The sequence below is a fragment of the Dialister pneumosintes genome, assembly GCF_001717505.1.
In the GTDB taxonomy this organism is placed as follows: domain Bacteria; phylum Bacillota; class Negativicutes; order Veillonellales; family Dialisteraceae; genus Allisonella; species Allisonella pneumosinta.
This window is the reverse complement of sequence record NZ_CP017037.1, coordinates 1,224,064-1,240,183: the sequence shown is the minus strand read 5'-3', so window position 1 is coordinate 1,240,183 and position 16,120 is coordinate 1,224,064. Positions and strand designations below refer to the sequence as shown.

Sequence of the window (16,120 nt, the reverse complement as noted above, 5' to 3'; positions counted from 1 at the left end):
ATTCTATATTTTTGCAAATAAAAAAGACCTACCGTGTTTAAACAGTAGGTCTTTTTTTATACTCTATCATATATCTCTCTACGGTTTCCTATATTAATTACTACGACGATACACTTATCATCTTTTATTTCGCAAATAACTCTATAATCTCCTGCTCTATATCTCCAAAAACCTTTTAAATTATGTGTTAGAGCTTTCCCTATATATCTAGGATTTTCAGCATTTTCTATTTTCGTTATCAGCTTTTTTATTTGTAATTGACCGATTTTAGATATTTTAGAGAGTTGCTTTATTGCTTGCTTTTCAAAAACAACAGAATACATTATACCCCCAACTTTTCAAAAACTTCACTTGCAGGAGTAAACTCGGTTTCACCCAATTCTTCACGTAATAGATAATCTTCACAAGCTTTCATATCAATCTCGTCTTCAATGCGTTCTAATGTATATTTTCTTAACATTTCAGATAAAGTCATGTGATTACTTTTAGCATACGCTTTGAATAATCTTTCTTCTTTGTCATTTACTCTAATGGATATGTTCATAGTCTAACCTCCTCGTATTACAAGTGTAATACAAATATATATAAATGTCAAGGTTAAAGCATATAAAACGCCAAAAGACCTACCGTGTTTAAACAGTAGGTCTTTTGGTGACTAGAGAAGCAAACCTGCAGGAGCCGGTATTAACTTTTTAGTTGTCCTCTTAAATGAATGTACCTTACCAAAGAGATTCCCTACCACATGGGATAGTGTATTTTCTCTTTCATTAAAATCTTGTTCCGTTTGATATTAGCCTAGTGTGTCAAGTGTCACATTCATAGCTACGATATAGTTTCTAACCTCTTGTATATACTCAACCAGTTGTTTATTATCAACATCTACTACCATTGGTATTTCTCTCTTAAATTCACCAAAGGGGTCAATCTTTCCTGGATTTTCTCGCTTAAACTCTATCATATCTCTTGATTTAAGGACAGTGTAATTAATATTGTTGCTCTTAAGCAAGTTATTTATGGAAATTCACATCATCTGTATTGGTTGCTGGGTTTGCGCATTTAGAGACGGGCAGTAATCGCAGCCGTCAGACCAAAGATGATGCCCGGGAGATTGGCCAAAACGATTGGCCAGTCGCGCTGCTCTTTGAAAAACCCATATCCAACCCACATCGTGCAGTTGATGAACGCGACAGACGGCTGAATCCAGTCTCCCTGATGACCGGACAGATTTCCAATGATTTGCGGAATATAAGAGACATACATACAAATGGACAGGCAGGAGGCAATCGCACCAATGATTTTCATCTTGCTTTTCCGAGCCTCTTTCTTAATGTTCTTCAACATGATATAACCCTCCTTCTACCGGAATCCCTTCGCCAAGGTGCATAGCCTGCTCTGCCTTGACTATTTGACAACGAGAACGGCGCACTTCGCCTCCTCCATGACTTCCTGCGTCGATGCCGTCGGGAAGCTCCTCGCGCGCTTCGGACAAGACATCACCGACATACCGGATGCATACATTCAGGAGATGTTTGATAAATTAAATCGACGTCCACGCAAATGCCTAGGATACAGAACTCCCTACGAGGTCTATTATTCAAAGACGTTGCACTTGACTTGACAATTCGCAGTCAAATGGACTGATAAATCTAGTATAGTTCTTTTATTTAACAAATGCAACAACACCAAGTCCTGCTGCTAAAACAGCATATATCCGGCGCTGTTTTTTTAGTCTTCTATTCGTTTTCTCCAGCGAATCTATCTCCTCTCTCAACGTCTTTATAAATGCTTTCTGCGTCGCTAAGTAGTTCTTGGCAGCGGTTAAGTCTTGATTGGCACTCGTCAATAATTCCTGTGTTTGATGCAGCTCCTCTTTGCAGGTCTTGAGCTCGTCCGACAGCACGTTCAAGCTTTCCGTTTGTTCGGCTGAGTTTTGCTTGAGCTGTTGCAATCTTATCTGTAGCATGCTGCACTGCATCTGTAGCTCTGTTGTTATACTCTTCAACATGTTGTACTGATGCACCGTCATGCTGATGGATTGTGCTGGATACGTGGAAGAGATAAACTCCGCCGCAGATGCAGAGTGCGGTAAAAATGATAAACAAATAAGTTACTCAAAAAGATGTTTGTAAAATTTTAAATTTTAAAGAAACAACTTTTTCAGAGTGGGTTAGAGCAAAATCATATCCACGTATAGATAAAATTGAAATACTGGCTAATTACTTTAATATAGAAAAATCAGATTTAATAGAAGATAAAACCTCTATTAACAATGGTTATTATCATGACAAAGAAGTTGCTGAAATAGCAGAACAACTACGAACCAATCCGGAAGGACGTATATTATTTGATGCATCAAGAGACTTATCAAAAGAAGATATAGATATTGTTTTAAATTTAATTAATGGTTTAAAGGCAAAAGAAAATAAATGAGTATTGTATTAACCTATCAATTATTACCGCATAAAATTAAAGCATTAACGCATGATAATCAAGATGGTAGTTACACTATCATCATTAATAATACTATTTCTATTGAATTGCAAAGAATTGCTATATTACACGAATTATTACATATAGAAAGAGATGATTTTTATACACATTATAATGCTAACTTAATTGAGAAGTTAGCACATTCTCATAATAAACAAAATGTAAATTTATCTAAATTTCAGTTTTATTGTGTTTAAATATTATTTTATTTAGAGTAAGGAGAATTAATATGGAAGTATTATCTGGAATTTTAGCGATTGCATCAATTGTATGGCTTATTTTTGGTTTAATAAAACCAACTAAAGCGGCTCCGTTTTTAAAGAAGCCTACTAGATTAAAAGTATTCGGAATGGCGTTATTACTCTTTTTCGCTGCAGGGGTAATCGCGCCTAAAGAAAGTGCGCCGCAAACTACAAGTGCAAAAGCAGATACAACGCAACAAGCTAAGAAGATTTATACTATGGGAGAATTGTACAATGCTAAAAATTTTGAAATTGCAGTATTGGATAAACAAGTGACCGATAGAGTATCAGATTCAAGTGGATATTTATTTACAAAAGCTGATGGTTCTTTTGTTGTTTTAACTATTCAATACAAGAATATAGCTAAAGAAGCAATGAGATTAGATAATAGTGCTTTTAGGTTAAAACTGGGAGATGCAACTTATTCCCCTGTTACCCTAACAATAAATATCAATGAAAACATCTTCTTAGACTTAATTAATCCCGGAATTTAAAAAACAGGCAAAATATATTTCGATGTCCCTAAAGATATTGCCAATTCTAACGATTTTATTTTACAACTATCTCGTAGTTTTGTATCTGACAACTCTTCAGGACAAATACTTTAAAAAAATAATCAATAACTAGCACCACTATTTTTAGCAAAATGTTGGAGATAGATATTACCACAAAATAAAAGAGCCACTACTATTTAAGTAGCGGCTCAGTGTCCAACGCCATTACACGCTGTAGACGATTCACTACTCATATTATAGCACAATAAAAAAACCCGCTACCCTGCGCCAACAGAGTAACGGGAAAATCAAAACCCCAACCACGAGGTCGATTTATAGTTTTATTATATCACAATCGACCTATTTTTTAAGGAGGTCGATTTTTTATGCGCAGAGCAAACGGAACTGGATCTATATATAAACGCAGCGATAACACTCGTAGACGTAAACCGTGGGTAGCAGTCATCAATCTAGGGATGAATGATAAGGGTATTCGTAAGAAAAAAATCATCGGAAGTTTTAGAACTCATAAAGAAGCGCAATCTGCGCTTGATTTATACAACGCCTCACCTACTGACAGAGTCATTAAAAAGATAACCTGGAAACAAATATGGGAACGTGTACTTGCTGAACGAGAAAGGCTGAATAAACCTATCAGTCTTGCCACGCTAAACGCATGGAAAAATCATTCTTCTAAAATTCAGTCTCTTACCCCGCAAGAAACAAAAACTATTCACCTGCAAGCTCTTATCGACTCTACCGATTCCGCTGCCGTTCAGCGTGCAATGCTAACGACTTATCACATGATTTATGACTATGCCTTAGCTAACGATTTAGCTATAAAAAATTATTCAAAATTTGTTAAAGTTCAGCAATTAAAAAAGTCAACACTTCATAAACCTTTTACTACAGAAGTAATGCAGCAGCTTTGGAGAGACACCCATCAAGATATCGTTAAAATTATACTTATTTATACTTATACAGGCATGCGGTCAAATGAATTATCTAAAATGGAGGTAAAAAATGTAGATCTCACTAAACGGATTATGATAGGTGGTTCAAAGACTTCTGCAGGGAAAAACAGAATTATACCTATCGCCAAATGCATTCTTCCTTTTGTGAAATATTTTTATAACATAGCATTATTTAAAAAATCCAAATTTTTAATTGTGCCTAACCTCTCAAGAGGTATTTACAAGTTAAAAGGAATGTTTTATGCCAGGGAAAGTTTCGAAAAATATTTTAATCGAGCTTATATACCACATGATGCTAGACACACTTTCATAACGTTATGCGATAATTACGGGATATCGGAAAAGATACAAAAACAAATTGTAGGGCATTCCAGTACTGATAACGTAACAAAAGACATTTACACACATAAAACTATCCCACAACTAATAGCTGCAGTTGATTCTCTTCCATATGGGATTGATATGCAAATGGCTCCTCGTGGTAGCCACGTGGTAGCCACGCAAAATAATTCTATACAAACTTAAACATGTCTTAATAGAAAAACACCTAGATTTTATCGATAAAGTCTAGGTGTTTAATCTTTGATTCTTATTATTATAACATAAAAAAGACAACTCCTTTCTGATACATCCTTTATATATCTTTATTTGATTTTTTAATTAACAATAATTAAGTATACTTTACTATGATTTGCACATCTTTACATTGCAATTTTAATAATTTACATAATTTTTTAGCAACCATATAAAAACAGCCATCTACAACAGATGACTGTTTTGGGTTTATATGCTTTGTAATGCTTGTAAAAAGTTTACTTTTCCTTTATTTCTAATGACCTCTCTAGCGGCAGATACACCGGCAGCAGCTGCCTGTTCTAATAATACTCGACCTCTTCTTCTATCTTGTTTCATACCGATGCCTTGCATTTTCATGAGTCCTAATACATAGTATCCTTCCGGCCATCCTGCAATAGCCGCTTTTTCCATGTATTTAATACCTTCGCTCATCTTAGATATATAAATCTTAAAACGTCCTATAGCAAAGTACCCTCGCCCATTCTTAGTTTTTACAGCCTGTTTATACCAATATTCCGCTTTCTTTAAATCCTTCATAACACCGATACCGTAAAAATTGCGATCGCCCATAGCACACATAGCATCTACATTTCCCATCTGTGCTGCTTTTTCTGTCCAAATAGCTGCTTGCATTTCACTTCGCTGCGGAAATACACGATCATCATATAGTCTCGCCATACTGAATACGGCTAATAAACTGCCTCGGCGACAAGCAATATCATAATAACGTCTTGCATTTTCAAAAGAACGTTCACAGCCCAACCCATAATGCCAACAATCACCCAAGCGTACTTCAGCGAGTCCATCACCCATAGCTGCTGCTTTTTCTACGTAAGAAAACGCTTTTTTTCTTACATCGTCTTTTTGTTCACGCATAAGAATACCTGCCACCTGAAGCATCGCTCCCCAGTACCCTGCATCAGCAGCCCGTTCCAACCATAAAACGGCTTGCTTTCTATCAGCTTTTACCATAATACCGAAAGCATATGCCATACCAAGTTCCATCATAGCAAGAATATCGTGTTCTTCTGCCATAATACGTAGAGAAGATTCTACTTGTTCATCACGCATCATTTCTTGTGCTTTAGCAATCACTTTAGCACGTTTAGCAGAAGTAAGGTCTACCCCTCGAAGTCCGATATCATATCGCATATAAGCAACAAAACAAAGAGGATCTCCTATCAGAAGTCCTTCTGCCAACAGACGAACTCCTTCGATACGGTCTTCTTTCTTTTCTGTGAATAAAGAATCCTGTATTAATAGTTCGCCTAAGCAATACATTCCTCGTGTATTTTCATTTTTTGCCATACGACGCAGACCTGCCATTGCATTTTTAAATTCGTGTTGAATAAATCTTTTTTCAGACAATGTTTGACTCATACTACTCCCCCTGAAAATTTTTATTGTATATTACTTTTTGAGGTAATCCCCCATAATTGTTGCTTTAAACGTGTAGCTTCTTTATCGCCTTGTACTTCCGCTCTATCCAACCATTCACGTGCGATTTTTTCATTTTTAGGAACACCATTTCCCTTATAATAGCAAATTGCCAAAAGATTTTCTGCCGGTGGATATCCTAAAGATGCTGCCGACTCAAACCAATGAATAGCTTCTTCATATCGCTTAGAAGCTTGTGCCATTTCTCCAAGTCGTGTCATAGCGGATACTTGACCTACTTCTGCTGAATTGACATACATAGTAATCGCTTTTTCCTTATTTTCTAAAGTGCCTATGCCGAACCAATAACATTCTGCAAGAAAATATACACCATCCGGATCTCCGGCTTCTGCCGACTTAGTAAACCAAGCCAAAGCGGTCTTTTCGTCTTTAGCAACACCCAATCCTACTAAATAAATGGTACCGATGCGTACAGCTACAAAGTAATCACCATGCTCCCAAGCCTCTTCATAACAAGTACGTGCTTTGACGAAATCTTGTGCTATGCCACGACCATAGTAATAACAATCGCCTAATTTTCCTAAGGAACGTATGTATCCACCTTGTAATGCTTTCTTAAAGTAAGAAAAAGCTTTATGCTTATCTCCTACGTTCCCTTCACCTAGAATACACATGGTACCTAATGCATCTGCCGCTTGCATAGAACCGTTAGATAGTGCTTTTTTATAGCAGATAACCGCCTTCTCTAAATCCCTTTCTATACCGCAGCCTTCATAATAACATTCACCTAAATGATATTCTGCATCTCGGTAACCTAATCCTGCCGCCTTGAGATAATATCTCCAAGCATCCTTTTCTCGTCCACTTCCTAAAGCACGTTCTTTATATAAAGTAGCTAAGTCATCCATAGCTATAAAATAACCGGTATCTGCTGACTTCTTTATCCACTCCGCCCCTTTTTCAATATCCGGTTCAATCCCCCATCCATTGATATATAGCATTCCTACTTCATATTGAGCAAATATATCTCCGGCTTGTGCAAGAGGAATTAACATTTCTGCCAATCCATTAAAAACGGTAGAAACACCGGTTGTTTCCGGTGGAATAATGGATGCCATTGCCACCCAAGCCAGATACTCGCCCTCTGCGGTACTCCGCTCAAGCCAATGTAAACATGCATCTCGATTTCTTTCTACATGTCCATACCCAAATCCATACAATATCCCTAGCAAATACATAGCTCGCGCATTTCCCTCTTCGGCTAATTCTTTGCAACGCAAAAAAGCTTCATCGAAATCACAAGCAAGAAATAATTTCTCGGCTATTTTTATTTTCTTATTCATACGCACTCCACACATTGTGTTATAGATATATTACTTATACAAAATAAATTCAGGAAGAAACGGTTCTTCCTGAATACGCATGCATCCTTATCGATTAGGTAAAAATAGAGTCGGATTTACTGCATCTCCATTAATTCGTACTTCATAATGACAATGCGGTCCCGTACTGTTCCCTGTACTACCAATCAAACTGATAGTTTGTCCTTGTACAACCTTATCTCCTACGGAAACAAACAGTGCAGAATTATGCCCATAACGTGTTTTAATCCCATTGCCATGGTCAATTTCTACGAGATAGCCATATCCGCTTGCCCAACCTGCCTGCGTTACTTTGCCATTGGCTGTTGCTTTTACCTGATCTCCGTAACTAGCAGCAATATCCAAGCCTTCATGATAGATAGTTCCTATGCCTCCAGGACTTTGTCTAAACCCGAATCCGCTGGATATTTCGCCTTGAACCGGCCAAATAGAAGGAAGGGATGACCCCGAAGAAAAAATAGTAGTGTCACCCGTAAATTGGGATATAATTACCGAGCGAAGCCGAACAATTGCTTTTATTTGTTTATCCAATTTGGTATCAAGCTCTACCATCTCCATTAACAATTGACCGGGATTTGATACGGGAGTGATGGTTGTACTACTTATATTTTCTGCTTTATCAGGCACTGTAGTAGCACCCCCCTGCCCCTTATTGGAAACAGGGATACCGTTTTCCGATTGATTGGTATTGCCATGTACTAAACTTTGTACTTCTGAAGACAGTTTTTCTACGGTTTCCGACTTCTTTATTAATGATTCCATGCGTTCTTGTGCCAGTTTCATCTGATTACGATACAGCTGATTTTCTGCACGAAGGGATGTCATCATATAAATAGAATACACTGCCGCACTAAGCAATAAAAATAAAAAGACACCTATTCCTATACCTATATATTTTATTTTTTTTAATTCTTTTTTTGAAAAGGAAATCTTCCATTCTCCTGTTTCGTTATTTATTTCTTTCCTCATGATGATTTACCTTAAATTGTCCACGACGAGTGGATCTTCCACTATTACGGCTAGAAAAGATAGATAAATCTGCTTCTGTCGCATTGCCAAGAGGTTCATTAATCGTTTGTCCGACACGACTGGATACTAGCGCTTCGTTTCTTGTTCGTATTTCTTTTTTCGAATAACCGGAAGATGAAATCTTACTTTCACGATGCATTCCTTGTGAAGAATTTTTCTTAGGCTCTTCTTTTATTTTTTTTACAATTCTACGCTTTTTAGGAGACTTAACGGTTACAGACTCTTCCATTTCTTTGCGTGCCTGTAATAAACGTGCTACTTGTTCTTGTGCTTCTACTACTACATTAGGCATTTGTGTATTAAGTGCCATATTGATACTTTCCGCTTCTTCAGAGGACAATACCCCTTTATAATCACCTGCCACGATTTTCTTTGCATAAATACGTGATGCACCGCTACCGGTCAAACAGGAAAACACGAACCCGTCATTACGACCGTTCAAAAGAGTTAAAGAAAAGCTTAATTTATCTCCAGTCATATCAAAAGCATCATAATTCACCAATCCCATGCGTTGAAAAGATTCCAATTGCATATTTGCTAAGAGTTCCTGTTGATGTAACATCCCCTCCGAAGTACTGACTAAATTACGCAATTGCTTAACTTCTGCCGATAACTGTCTTTCAACGGAAACACCGTCATGCCCCCCCATAAAGTAATGATATTTTTTACTTAAACGGTTAACCTTGGCACGTAAAAGAAAAAATTGAACCAGCAATATGACTAATAATATACCAAATATAGTGGCACCACTCATCAATAATAAATTATAATTCACTTCAAACATATGATATACCTCTACTCCGAATCCGTCGGATATCCTTTCATTAATTAGTCTTTTGCTAATTTTTTCATTAATCGTTCAAATTCTTCATTATTCTTAAAAGAAACGGAAATCTTCCCACGAGTGGCATTCTTTCCTTTACCAAAAGAAATAGTTACCGGTGTACCTAAAGAAGTATGTAACTTTTCTTCCAATTCACGAATCCAACTGTGTCCTTCATCTTTTGTTCGAATATTCTTTTTCTCTTCTTTTCTTTGACGAATAATTTCTTCTACTTGACGAGCAGATAAACATTCTTTTTCAATTTTTCTGGCAAGCTGAATTTGTTCCGCTACACTGGTAAGTGATAAAAGAGGTCTAACCTGTCCTCCTGTCACTTTATGTACCAAAATGAGTTCCTGTACTTCTTCCGGAAGTGCCAATAACCGTACGGTATTAGCTATATAGGAACGACTTTTACCAATAGTTTGAGCCATCTGTTCCTGTGTATATCCATATTCTTTCATTAAGCGGTCATAGGCTTGCCCTTCTTCTATAGAAGTTAAGTTTTCACGCTGTAAATTTTCGATTAAAGCAATTTCTGCTGATTGCTTATCTGTATATTCTCGAACAATAGCCGGAATCACAGTAAGTCCCGCTAAGGAGGCGGCACGTAAACGTCTTTCACCGGCAATCAATTCATATTTACGATTTTTTCTGCGTACAATAATCGGTTGCACTACTCCGTGTATACGAATAGAATCAGCTAATTCCTGCAATAGTTCCGGATCAAATTCACGCCGTGGCTGATACGCATTGGGAACAATATCTGTAATTTTTAATTCTTCTGTACCGCTTAATCCGGAGGTTTCTCCCAAAAGCGCCTCTAAACCTCGCCCCAATCTTTTATTTTTCGACACGTTTCAACACCTCCCGGCATAATTTTTTATAAGCAGTTCCACCTTTAGACTTAGGTGCATAAGTTGTAATCGGTTGTCCAAATCCCGGTGCTTCTGATAACTTTACACTACGTGGAATAACTGTCTTAAATACAATATCTCCAAAATAATCTTTTACTTCTTGCTGTACCTGCAAAGATAAATTGGTTCTTCCATCAAACATCGTAAGTAAAATACCAAGTATATCCAAATCCGGATTCAAATTCTTGGTCACACTGCGAATCGTTTTTACTAACTGAGATAATCCTTCTAACGCATAAAATTCCGCCTGTATCGGAATGATAATAGAATCCGCTGCTGACAATACATTTAGTGTCATCAACCCTAAAGCCGGTGGACAATCAATAATGAGATAATCAAAGTCAGACTGTATTTTATCAAATATATTCTTTAAAATATATTCTCGTTCTTCCATGGCTACCATTTCTATTTCCGCTCCTGCCAAATTCATAGAAGCAGGGAGAAGAAATAATCGTTTACTGCTTGTGGGATAGATAGCTTCTGTAACAGCTGTCTCACCCATCATCACATCATATATATCCACCACAAAGCGATGACGTTCCATGGATAAACCACTGGTAGCATTCCCTTGCGAATCCGTATCTATCAAAAGTACTTTTCTTCCCGCTTTTGCCAAAAACGCCGCCAAATTGACTGCCGTTGTAGTCTTTCCTACGCCACCTTTTTGATTAATGACTCCAATAATCTTTCCCATGCGTTAATCCTCTCTATCGAGTCGTCTATTTATTATGAAAACAAAAGACAAAATTCACTTTGGCTCTTGTGTAAGTATCTCTTTTATTATATCACACAAGCGTAATATTCTTATGTACCGAGTAGAAGTGTTTGGTAGATAAAATTAAAACAGATTCTAACCCTTTTCTATGAATTAGAATCTGTTTTAACTCACTATCATCCATGAATAACAAGAACAGGACAACGGCACTCTTGTGCTACTTGTTGGCTTACGCTTCCTATGATAATTCCTTTAATTTTTCCAAGTCCACGACTTCCAATAACCACCAAATCATAGCCCTCTTCTAAACTTTCTTCGATAACAACTTCTGCCGGATCTCCTAAAAAAGCGGCGGTCTCCACACTAATGTGAGGTGGAATTAACTCCGCCATTTTTCTCAACATCTCTTCTGCACCTGCTGTTAAATGTTCCGGAATATATCCCCCCGTATGTACTTGCTGTACCCCGGACATTACTTTTCCCAGTTCTACAACAGAAATGAGTGTTAGAGTAGCATCAAATTGTTGTGCCAAATGAGCTGCACGACGCAGTGCTTCCTTTGACTGATTAGAACCATCTACAGGTACTAAAATCTTTTTTAATGAGATGTCGTCAAATGTAAACATATTGCCTCCGTAGGAATTGTAATACAGACAAGCAGCCTACCACTGCTTTTTATCTTTATCATTATACCCCACTATCACCTAGTAATAAAGTGTATTTCTTGTTTTTTATATATGATTAATTAATAAAATAAAGAATTATATTTTTCCATTTCTTTTACAGTCAGTTGCCCGAAAGCCGATGCGTTCTTGCCTGATACAAAAGTAAAAGGTGTATCAAACAAACTGCCTATCAGTCTTGTAACCTTACCTATTTCTCCCATAGAAATTCCTACCACAGGAAAATGAGGAATTTCTTTTTTTGTCCTAAGAAGTGCATATAGCATTTGATGAACATCTTCTTTTGAGCGTGCCATGCAAGCAATTTTCCCGACGGAAGCACCTCTTACATACATATCTTTCCAAATGGCAACCAACTTTTCTGTAGAAGGAGTATGTTCCATATCATGAAAACTAAGAATAACCTTACAATTTTTTTCTTTTGCTTGCTGTAATAAAGAATGTGTTATTTCTAAAGGCAATGCCCACTCTATATCAATAGATGAGACAGATTGTTCCAACATATGTTTAAAAAAAGAGCTGTATTTTTCTTTCTCAAATACAACCTGCCCCCCTTCTTTTTGTGTTCGGAGTGTAACTAAAATCGGTTTATCTGTTTGTGTTTTAAAAAAAGAAATAGCTTTTTTCCCTGCTGTAATACTATAAGGAGATTCGCTATAATCAGCTCGCCATTCAAGCCCGTCAAAAGAAGTATCTTGCAGTTCTTTTAATTCCTGTTCCCATTCATTTTCATTTTTTCCTAAGAGAGGAACTATAATTTTTGTTTTCGACATAAGCACCTCCTTTTATTCATTATACTATGTATTTCCATATAAAAATCCTCTCTTTTTCAGAGAGGATTTTTACTACATTTTTATTTTTCGTTATCCAAATGTAATTTTTCAAAACAAAGGAATATGAGAGATAACAACATGGCTACTACGGTAGCAAGTCCCATGCCTTTGAGCTGAATAGGCCCTAAAACAATAGTGGCACCGGATAAGCCGGAAATCATGGTGGTAGCTGTTAAAATAAGGTTTTTTGACTTTGTATAATCCACATGTTTTTCAATAAGCATACGAATACCGGATGCGGCAATAAAACCAAAGAGTAAAATGCATACCCCGCCCATAACCGGAGTCGGAATAGCATGAATGATAGCTGCTACTTTACCGATAAAAGAGAATACGATAGCCAATACCGCCGCACCACCGATAACATAAGTACTATATACACCGGTAATCGCCATAACACCCATATTCTCACCGTAGGTAGTGTTCGGTGTAGAGCCTACCAAACCGGAAATAACATTGGATATCCCGTCTGCCAACAAAGAACGATGCAATCCCGGTTCTTTAATTAAATCTTTACCAACAATATCACTGGTTACAAATAAATGCCCAAGATGCTCGGCAAATACAACAAATACCGCCGGCATAATCATTAAAACAGCACTGAGATTAAATTCCGGTTTATAAAAAGTCGGGAAAGAAAACCAAGCTGCCGTCTGTACATGTGATAAATCTACAACCCCCAAGAACAAAGACAGAATATATCCGGAGATAACTCCGATCAAAATAGGAATAATACTGATAAATCCACGTCCAAGTACGGTTGCTAAAATAGTCACAGTCAAAGTAAACATGGAAATAATAATAGCAGTGGTATTACTCATCCCCTGCATTTCTCCCATAAACCCTGACATATTCATAGCTAAAGGAGCTAATTCCAAACCGATAATTGCTACAATGCATCCCATCGCTGCCGGTGGAAACAAGATGTCGACCCAATCTGTACCGATTTTCTTAACTAAAAACGCTAAAATAATGAAAGAGAAACCAAAAGCAATAAAGCCTCCTTGTGCATGCGCATAGGACATGCCTGCCGTAGCAGTCACAGCTAATACAGGAGAAATAAAAGCGAAACTCGAACCTAAATAAGCAGGTAACTTCCATTGACAAATAGCTAAGTATAAAAGTGTTCCAATCCCATTCATAAAAAGACAAGTTGCCGGATCTACATTTAATAAAAAGGGTACTAATACCGTAGAACCGAACATCGCAAATAAATGTTGGAAACTAAGAGGTATTGTCTTCCCTAATGATGGTCGTTCATGTACATCAATAATTTGTCTTTGTCCCATAATTCCTCCTTGATACAACCTGCTTCTTAAAAATTTCCAAAAAAAAAATCACGAAGTGCATGATTTTTGTCGGAATACAATCTAATATAAATTTTCTCTTGCACATTATGCACGTATTTTACATAAAATGCAAGCATTTTATATTTAATTTATCTTTTTATCAAGTTCTATATGTCTTATAATAGAAATAAAATAGAAATTCTAATTATTCGGGAGGTAATTATGGGCGAACCATCCCTTTTCAGTTCTACAATACCACAACCGTTAGCAGCCAGACTCAGACCGGAAACGTTAGACGACTATATAGGACAAACGCATCTGTTAGGTGCACAACGTGTATTACGTCGCCTCATAGAAAATGATGTTATTTCTTCCATGATTTTTTGGGGACCTCCAGGAGTCGGAAAAACTACATTAGCACAAATTATCGCTAACCACACCAAATCACTTTTTATTGAATTTTCTGCTGTAACCAGTGGCATCAAAGACATTCGAGACGTGATGAAACAGGCAGAAACTAACCAGCAATACGGACAACGTACGATTGTATTTGTAGATGAAATTCATCGTTTTAATAAAGCACAACAAGATGCTTTTTTACCATTTGTAGAAAAAGGCAGTATCATTTTAATCGGTGCTACGACCGAAAACCCTTCTTTTGAAATCAATAACGCGTTGCTTTCACGTTGCAAAGTATTTGTATTAAAAGCATTAACAATAGAAGATATTATCCAACTCTTACAACGTGCCTTATCACACCCCAAAGGCTTTGGCGGACAAAAAATTGAACTTGAAGAGGGTGTATTAGAGTCGATTGCATGCTTTGCTAATGGAGATGCACGCACCGCCTTATCCACTTTGGAAATGGCAGTACTTAACGGAAAAGAAACGCCGCAAACAACGATTGTTACTCAAGAAATATTAGAACAATGCACCTCTAAAAAATCTCTTCTTTATGATAAAAACGGAGAGGAGCATTACAATCTTATTTCCGCTTTGCATAAATCCATGAGAAATTCTGATCCGGATGCCGCCGTTTATTGGTTAGCACGTATGTTAGAAGCCGGTGAAGATCCCATTTATATTGCAAGAAGAGTCACTCGTTTTGCAGCGGAAGATGTCGGACTTGCCGACCCACAAGCTTTATCACTTTCCATTGCGGCTTTTGAAGCTTGCCGACTCATCGGAGTCCCTGAATGTAATGTCCATCTTACGGAAGCGGTTATCTATATGTCACTTGCCCCGAAATCCAATGCAATGGAAACTGCCTATCTGTCTGCCAAAGAGGATGCTGTCAAACACTTGGCAGAACCGGTTCCTCTTGTCATACGTAATGCCCCAACCAAACTTATGAAAGAATTAGAGTATGGAAAGGGATATCAATACGCACATAATACCAAAGATAAACTTACGAATATGCAATGTCTTCCTGATTCACTCAAAGACAAAACTTATTATCATCCAACAGAACAAGGGTTGGAAAAACAGTTCAAAGACCGCTTACAATTTATCAAAGAGTGGAAAAGAAAACATCAGTCGTGAAGAGATTATATGAAAAGTATATGTAAATATGAGTCTTATTTCTTATTATGTTTTTTAGCAGCAACAATCGCTGTACAAAAATCTTTTTATAAAACAGTAAAATAAACAATCTTATCTTGCTATATCTGTGATATATTATAATTACAAGGAAAAACGAAGTACCGTTTTACGAGGAAGACATTTTTCGAGATGCCCTCCTCGGTTTTTTATTTTTCAACAATCCATACTTGACTTAAACAAAAATATTATTTATGATTTACTTTAACCATGAAGATGGTTAGACAAATAAAGTTATTACTCCCATTCCTGTCGATATAAATAACATATATCTAGGGAACAATATTTTCAGATGAAAACTATATATTGTAAAAAAAGGAGACTGTTATGAAGAAAAAAATCGGATTGTCTTTATTAGTACTTAGTTTATGTGCTACCTCTTATGCATTAGGATTCTCATTCCGTGGTACCAATATGAGATGTCATTATCCTAAATTTTCTGCTCCACTTGTATTAAGTCCTACTAATGATGATATTGAAGAATATCTTGAAAAAGGGCAAGATTATATTGATAATTGCGATAGAGATATTCAGAAAATTCTTGATGCAAAAAAAGAGGCAATTGAAACCATGCATGATGTAGTAGAAGGAGCACAAGTGATTCCGTATTAATGCATCGAAAAAAGGCACTATATAGTGCCTTTTTATATTCTAGAAATCGACAGTACTTACTTCT

General features: G+C 36.8%; 18 protein-coding genes and 1 pseudogene. 6 read left to right on the top strand and 13 right to left on the bottom strand.

Going from position 1 to position 16,120, the window contains the following annotated elements; all coding sequences use genetic code 11:
• Positions 1-56: 56 nt before the first annotated feature.
• The 4 genes from BCB69_RS06095 to BCB69_RS06340 all read right to left on the bottom strand — a co-directional run bounded on the left by BCB69_RS06095 (position 57) and on the right by BCB69_RS06340 (position 2,026).
• Positions 57-323: a type II toxin-antitoxin system RelE family toxin gene (locus tag BCB69_RS06095; protein ID WP_022513711.1), complete on the bottom strand. Its 267-nt coding sequence runs from the start codon at positions 321-323 to the stop codon at positions 57-59.
• A complete protein-coding gene (gene relB / locus BCB69_RS06090; RefSeq protein ID WP_022513712.1) occupies positions 323-544 on the bottom strand; it encodes a type II toxin-antitoxin system RelB family antitoxin in 222 nt (73 codons plus the stop codon). The genes BCB69_RS06095 and relB overlap by 1 nt, the downstream gene beginning before the upstream one ends.
• Before the next feature lie 512 nt (positions 545-1,056).
• Positions 1,057-1,341, bottom strand: a complete 285-nt coding sequence (locus BCB69_RS06085; protein WP_022513714.1) for a hypothetical protein — start codon at positions 1,339-1,341, stop codon at positions 1,057-1,059.
• Positions 1,342-1,660: 319 nt separating this feature from the next.
• Positions 1,661-2,026 carry a coiled-coil domain-containing protein gene (locus BCB69_RS06340; protein ID WP_159049979.1) on the bottom strand — a complete coding sequence of 122 codons (366 nt, stop codon included), beginning with the start codon at positions 2,024-2,026 and terminating at the stop codon, positions 1,661-1,663.
• Positions 2,027-2,121: 95 nt separating this feature from the next.
• Between BCB69_RS06340 and BCB69_RS06570 the strand changes: the two are divergent.
• From BCB69_RS06570 to BCB69_RS06065, 4 genes and pseudogenes are all read left to right on the top strand, one after another.
• Positions 2,122-2,430, top strand: a pseudogene (locus BCB69_RS06570) (helix-turn-helix domain-containing protein); the annotation flags it as partial.
• The gene (locus tag BCB69_RS06075; RefSeq protein ID WP_069177319.1) at positions 2,427-2,687 is read left to right on the top strand and encodes a hypothetical protein; all 261 of its coding nucleotides are present in this window, start codon (positions 2,427-2,429) and stop codon (positions 2,685-2,687) included. The pseudogene BCB69_RS06570 and the gene BCB69_RS06075, both read left to right, overlap by 4 nt.
• A 32-nt stretch (positions 2,688-2,719) precedes the next feature.
• A complete protein-coding gene (locus BCB69_RS06070) occupies positions 2,720-3,226 on the top strand; it encodes a DUF4352 domain-containing protein (RefSeq protein WP_069177318.1) in 507 nt (168 codons plus the stop codon).
• Between the two features lie 386 nt (positions 3,227-3,612).
• Positions 3,613-4,725, top strand: coding sequence for a tyrosine-type recombinase/integrase (locus BCB69_RS06065; protein WP_069177317.1), 1,113 nt, complete (start codon positions 3,613-3,615; stop codon positions 4,723-4,725).
• A 258-nt stretch (positions 4,726-4,983) separates the two neighbouring features.
• Here the strand turns inward: BCB69_RS06065 and BCB69_RS06060 are convergent, their stop codons facing one another.
• The 9 genes from BCB69_RS06060 to uraA form a co-directional block, all read right to left on the bottom strand.
• The gene (locus tag BCB69_RS06060) at positions 4,984-6,156 is read right to left on the bottom strand and encodes a tetratricopeptide repeat protein (RefSeq protein WP_022514026.1); all 1,173 of its coding nucleotides are present in this window, start codon (positions 6,154-6,156) and stop codon (positions 4,984-4,986) included.
• 20 nt (positions 6,157-6,176) lie between these two features.
• A complete protein-coding gene (locus tag BCB69_RS06055; RefSeq protein ID WP_069177316.1) occupies positions 6,177-7,517 on the bottom strand; it encodes an SEL1-like repeat protein in 1,341 nt (446 codons plus the stop codon).
• A gap of 87 nt (positions 7,518-7,604) precedes the next feature.
• The gene (locus BCB69_RS06050; protein ID WP_022514028.1) at positions 7,605-8,525 is read right to left on the bottom strand and encodes a M23 family metallopeptidase; all 921 of its coding nucleotides are present in this window, start codon (positions 8,523-8,525) and stop codon (positions 7,605-7,607) included.
• On the bottom strand, positions 8,506-9,369 hold the full coding sequence (locus tag BCB69_RS06045) for a DUF4446 family protein (RefSeq protein WP_022514029.1): 864 nt from the start codon (positions 9,367-9,369) through the stop codon (positions 8,506-8,508). Before BCB69_RS06045 ends, BCB69_RS06050 begins: the two co-directional genes overlap by 20 nt.
• Before the next feature lie 44 nt (positions 9,370-9,413).
• A complete protein-coding gene (locus BCB69_RS06040; RefSeq protein ID WP_069177315.1) occupies positions 9,414-10,265 on the bottom strand; it encodes a ParB/RepB/Spo0J family partition protein in 852 nt (283 codons plus the stop codon).
• Positions 10,252-11,019, bottom strand: a complete 768-nt coding sequence (locus BCB69_RS06035) for a ParA family protein (RefSeq protein WP_069177314.1) — start codon at positions 11,017-11,019, stop codon at positions 10,252-10,254. Before BCB69_RS06035 ends, BCB69_RS06040 begins: the two co-directional genes overlap by 14 nt.
• Positions 11,020-11,216: 197 nt before the next feature.
• Complete coding sequence (locus BCB69_RS06030; RefSeq protein ID WP_022514032.1) at positions 11,217-11,666, bottom strand: universal stress protein; 450 nt, start codon at positions 11,664-11,666, stop codon at positions 11,217-11,219.
• Between the two features lie 119 nt (positions 11,667-11,785).
• Positions 11,786-12,496, bottom strand: coding sequence for a type I 3-dehydroquinate dehydratase (aroD, locus tag BCB69_RS06025; RefSeq protein ID WP_022514033.1), 711 nt, complete (start codon positions 12,494-12,496; stop codon positions 11,786-11,788).
• 80 nt (positions 12,497-12,576) lie between these two features.
• Positions 12,577-13,845 carry a uracil permease gene (gene uraA, locus BCB69_RS06020; RefSeq protein ID WP_022514034.1) on the bottom strand — a complete coding sequence of 423 codons (1,269 nt, stop codon included), beginning with the start codon at positions 13,843-13,845 and terminating at the stop codon, positions 12,577-12,579.
• 222 nt (positions 13,846-14,067) lie between these two features.
• On the opposite strand from uraA, the gene BCB69_RS06015 reads away from it, so the two are divergent.
• On the top strand, positions 14,068-15,387 hold the full coding sequence (locus BCB69_RS06015; RefSeq protein WP_069177313.1) for a replication-associated recombination protein A: 1,320 nt from the start codon (positions 14,068-14,070) through the stop codon (positions 15,385-15,387).
• A gap of 384 nt (positions 15,388-15,771) precedes the next feature.
• Entirely contained in the window at positions 15,772-16,056 is a 285-nt protein-coding gene (locus tag BCB69_RS06010) for a hypothetical protein (RefSeq protein WP_022514036.1), read from the top strand.
• Positions 16,057-16,120 lie beyond the last annotated feature (64 nt).

Excerpts from the sequence above, each read along its gene's own strand:
- BCB69_RS06060 (WP_022514026.1), bottom strand. The coding sequence starts at position 6,156 with ATGAGTCAAACATTGTCTGAAAAAAGATTTATTCAACACGAATTTAAA.
- BCB69_RS06045 (WP_022514029.1), bottom strand. The coding sequence starts at position 9,369 with ATGTTTGAAGTGAATTATAATTTATTATTGATGAGTGGTGCCACTATA.
- BCB69_RS06055 (WP_069177316.1), bottom strand. The coding sequence starts at position 7,517 with ATGAATAAGAAAATAAAAATAGCCGAGAAATTATTTCTTGCTTGTGAT.
- BCB69_RS06015 (WP_069177313.1), top strand. The coding sequence starts at position 14,068 with ATGGGCGAACCATCCCTTTTCAGTTCTACAATACCACAACCGTTAGCA.
- BCB69_RS06095 (WP_022513711.1), bottom strand. The coding sequence starts at position 323 with ATGTATTCTGTTGTTTTTGAAAAGCAAGCAATAAAGCAACTCTCTAAA.
- BCB69_RS06075 (WP_069177319.1), top strand. The coding sequence starts at position 2,427 with ATGAGTATTGTATTAACCTATCAATTATTACCGCATAAAATTAAAGCA.
- aroD (WP_022514033.1), bottom strand. The coding sequence starts at position 12,496 with ATGTCGAAAACAAAAATTATAGTTCCTCTCTTAGGAAAAAATGAAAAT.
- BCB69_RS06050 (WP_022514028.1), bottom strand. The coding sequence starts at position 8,525 with ATGAGGAAAGAAATAAATAACGAAACAGGAGAATGGAAGATTTCCTTT.
- BCB69_RS06070 (WP_069177318.1), top strand. The coding sequence starts at position 2,720 with ATGGAAGTATTATCTGGAATTTTAGCGATTGCATCAATTGTATGGCTT.
- uraA (WP_022514034.1), bottom strand. The coding sequence starts at position 13,845 with ATGGGACAAAGACAAATTATTGATGTACATGAACGACCATCATTAGGG.
- BCB69_RS06065 (WP_069177317.1), top strand. The coding sequence starts at position 3,613 with ATGCGCAGAGCAAACGGAACTGGATCTATATATAAACGCAGCGATAAC.
- relB (WP_022513712.1), bottom strand. The coding sequence starts at position 544 with ATGAACATATCCATTAGAGTAAATGACAAAGAAGAAAGATTATTCAAA.
- BCB69_RS06035 (WP_069177314.1), bottom strand. The coding sequence starts at position 11,019 with ATGGGAAAGATTATTGGAGTCATTAATCAAAAAGGTGGCGTAGGAAAG.
- BCB69_RS06010 (WP_022514036.1), top strand. The coding sequence starts at position 15,772 with ATGAAGAAAAAAATCGGATTGTCTTTATTAGTACTTAGTTTATGTGCT.
- BCB69_RS06030 (WP_022514032.1), bottom strand. The coding sequence starts at position 11,666 with ATGTTTACATTTGACGACATCTCATTAAAAAAGATTTTAGTACCTGTA.
- BCB69_RS06340 (WP_159049979.1), bottom strand. The coding sequence starts at position 2,026 with ATGACGGTGCATCAGTACAACATGTTGAAGAGTATAACAACAGAGCTA.
- BCB69_RS06085 (WP_022513714.1), bottom strand. The coding sequence starts at position 1,341 with ATGTTGAAGAACATTAAGAAAGAGGCTCGGAAAAGCAAGATGAAAATC.